Source organism: Mesorhizobium sp. M7A.F.Ca.CA.002.04.1.1 (genome assembly GCF_004022805.1).
Taxonomy (GTDB): domain Bacteria; phylum Pseudomonadota; class Alphaproteobacteria; order Rhizobiales; family Rhizobiaceae; genus Mesorhizobium; species Mesorhizobium ciceri.
In genome coordinates this window covers 1-3,291 of record NZ_RZPL01000651.1, presented here as the reverse complement: position 1 = coordinate 3,291, position 3,291 = coordinate 1, and the positions used below count along the sequence as shown (strand labels likewise).

2 protein-coding genes and 1 pseudogene are annotated in these 3,291 nt (G+C 63.9%); all 3 read right to left on the bottom strand.

The genetic code is table 11. From position 1 onward, the window contains the following. The coding region (locus ENZ75_RS26125) for a strictosidine synthase (protein ID WP_128278425.1) at positions 1-924 on the bottom strand (924 nt) is incomplete at its 3' end. Then, positions 921-3,038: an SMP-30/gluconolactonase/LRE family protein gene (locus ENZ75_RS26120; RefSeq protein WP_063167479.1), complete on the bottom strand. Its 2,118-nt coding sequence runs from the start codon at positions 3,036-3,038 to the stop codon at positions 921-923. The genes ENZ75_RS26125 and ENZ75_RS26120, both read right to left, overlap by 4 nt. Positions 3,039-3,050: 12 nt before the next feature. Continuing rightward, positions 3,051-3,291 (bottom strand): annotated as a pseudogene (locus ENZ75_RS26115) (sugar ABC transporter substrate-binding protein); the annotation flags it as partial.

Here is a 3,291-nt window from a genome sequence, read left to right as displayed (position 1 = left end):
CACCAGCCCGTAGGACCTTGTCACCGCGTATGGCTTCAGCACGTTCATCTGCTTCAACTGGCTGCCTTGCATGGGCTCGCGATAGTCGCGCCATGAGCCGAGCGACGGCGCCATCCAGTAGGCCTCCGGGACTTCCGCCAGCATGCGGGTGCGGTAGGTCTCCTCGCGCAGGATGAACTCCACCAGTTGGTTGCGCACGGAATAGAAGGTCAGCCAATAGCCGGCGTTGAAGGCCGGGGCGATGCGGGCGGGGTAGGCCGGCAGATGCTCCAGCACGGGCAGCGTCGCCGTGGTGGCAAGGTCGATCGCCAGCACGCGGTGGCGCCAGGCCTCCGAAACGTAGATGCGGTTGGAGCCGGTGGTGGCGATGCCGGCCGGCCAGGCCAAGCCGTCCCTGACAAGCTCCAGCCGGCCGTTTTTTAGATCGAGCCGCCAGACCGAACCGGACACGCTCTTCTGCATCAGGTCGCGACGCCAACTGCTCGCCGGCACTGAGGCCGAACCGTTGGCCACCAGCAAGGTGTTGCTGTCGAGGAAGGTGAGAGCGGTGATGCAGGAGAGGCGCCGAGCCTCCTCACCCGTCGCCTCGCGCCCGTCATGCAGGCCGCCGTGGACGACGACGCCCTTGCCGTCGATGGCCATCGCGGTCATGCCGCGGGCATGGGCGAGTGCGGTGATCTCGCCCGGAAATTCCTGCAAGGTTTCGGCATGGCCGTCGGCGCTAAAGCGCATCAGCCGGTTGGCGCTGCTTGCCAGAATGCCCTTTTCGGTGCGTACGAGATTGTCGGCCTCGGCGAGGCCGGCGAACGGCTCGGCTTCCTCCAGTCCTTGGTTGGGCAGCAACGGCCCGTCGAGCGTCGGCACGGTCACTGCCCACTCGCCACGGCCGAGAAAGCGGTCAAGAAGCTGGCTCAAACCGCTCATGGCTTTTTGCCCCAGTAGGAATCCGAGCTGAACCAGTCGGGATCGACGCCTTTCAAGGGCAAGGTGCCCATGCGGTTGTTGAAGATGCCGCAGAGATAGAGGATGCCCTTGTGCTCGCGCATCGAGGTGATCATCGGATGCTTCTCGCCGGCCTGGTCCCACAGGCTTTCGAGGATCTGGCCGTTCTCGTCGAAGCGCAGCACGCAGCCGGTGTTGAGATTGGGCATCAGCCACGCGTCTTCCGATACGCGCCGCGCCATGCGACGGCGGAAGCTCGGCATTTCAAGCGAGAGATCCAAGGCCGGCGTGCGCATGCCCATCAGGGCCAGCCAGTAGGTACCGTCGGAGGCGCGGTTGATGTTGTCGGGATAGCCGGGCAAGCCCTCGATGACGCGCTCGACCTGGCCTTTCTTCGGGCCATCGAAATAGTAGCGGCTGATGCGGCAGGCCCAGCTTTCGGCGAACAGCACCGACTGGCCGTCGAAGGCCGTGCAGATGCCATTGGGGAAGACGAGGTTCGACAGCAGTGTGCGTGTCGAACCGGATTTGGGATCATGGACGATGATGCGTCCGTTGCCGCGGCTTTCCAGCGCGTCGGCATACCAGTCATGCATTTCGAAGCGCACTGTCGCTTCCGAGAAGACGATACGGCCGTCCGGCAGGATGTCGCAGTCGTCGGCGAGCTTCATGGTCGAGTCGTCGACCACCGAGGTCAGTGAGCGGTTGGTTTCGGCGGTCAGCAGCTTTACGTCGCCGGCCGGCGAGACCTGATAGAGGCCCATGCCAGCGACGCAGATGACGAGGTTGTCGTCGCGGTCGAAAGCCATGCCGAGCGGCGAGCCGCCAATATGTGCGAACACTTCGCTATCGGTGTAATGGGGCGGCTGGAAGCGCAGGATCTCGCCCTGGCGGCTGCCGGTGTAGAGACGGTCCTGCCGGTCGAAGATCACATCCTCCGCGCCATCGAGAACGCCGAGGCCGATGACGCCGACGTCCTTCAACCGGTCATTCACCGCCATTGGCGCGCCGGGCGCGGTCGAGATCGCCTGCGGCATCTTGGCGAAGGTTGGCGAGATGTAGACGCTGCGCAGGATCTTGTGGCGGTTCTTCACCCAGCGAACGTCGAGAAGCACCGACAAAAGCAGCACGATGCCGAGGATCAGGAAATTGACCGGGCCGGGCACGGCCAGCGCAAGCAGACTGTTCGACAGGACAAGCACGAAGACGGTGCCCATCAGCGCCTTGGCGACCGAGCCGCGCCCGCCGCCTAGCGAGATGCCGCCGAGCACGGTCGCGGTCAACACCTGCAGTTCGAGACCGGTGCCGATGTCGGAAGCGGCACTGCCGATGCGGGCCGAGAAGAAGAAGCCGGAGAGCGCCACCAGTACCGAGCACAAGACATAGGCGCTGAACAAGATGAAGCGCACATTGATGCCGGCATTGTAGGCAGAGCGGCGCGCGCCGCCGACCGCGAACAGCCGCCAGCCATAGCGGGCGCGCGACAGCACGAGATGGATGATCAGCGCGATGACGACGAACACCACAAAGGACGTCGGCACGCCCCAGATCGTACCGAAACCAAGAAAATCATAGGCTGGCGAGTCCGGACCGCTGGTGACGATCCGGGTCGAGACCTGGGGAAAGACGATGTCGAAGGTCGAGCGGTAGATGATGAGCGTCACCAGCGTGGTGAGAAACGCCCGCATGCGCAGAAAGCCAACCAGGAAGCCGTTGATGGCGCCGCAGACGACGCCGAGGCCCAGGCACGCCAACAGGCCGGTACCAAAGCTCCACTGCTCGACATTCATCCCATAGAGCGTGACCAGCACGGCGAGCGCGAAGGTCGACCCGACAGACAGATCGATGCCGCCTGACACCATGACGATGGTCATGCCGAGCACCACAAGGCCAAGCTCGGCGGTCTGGCCGCTGAGATTGGTCAGCGTCGCCAGATCGAAGAAGCCCGGCACGATCGAGCCGAAGATCGCGCACAAAATCACCAGCGCCGTGAAGGGGATGACGCTGTCGATCCACTTCTTGGTCAGGATCTCCCCGACCACGTGGTCGGGGAGCAGGCGGTAGCGCCAGCGCACAAGGCTTTCAGCCATGCTCATCAAGGAAGTCCGTTACTTGAGCTCGTCCAGCTTCCAGCAATTCCTGCCGGTCGCATTGGCCTTGTCGACGCGGGTGATCGGGCCGAAGAAGATGGTCTTCTCGCTGCCCGCCTGCCGGCCGGGCTGCTGCAGCAGCTCGGAAATCTGTTGTGCTGCGATCTCGGCCTGGATCGGGGCATTAAAGTTGAAGATCACGTCGAGCAGCCCGTTCTTGATGCTCTCGCAGCCCGTGGCGCTGCCCGCGCCATTGGTG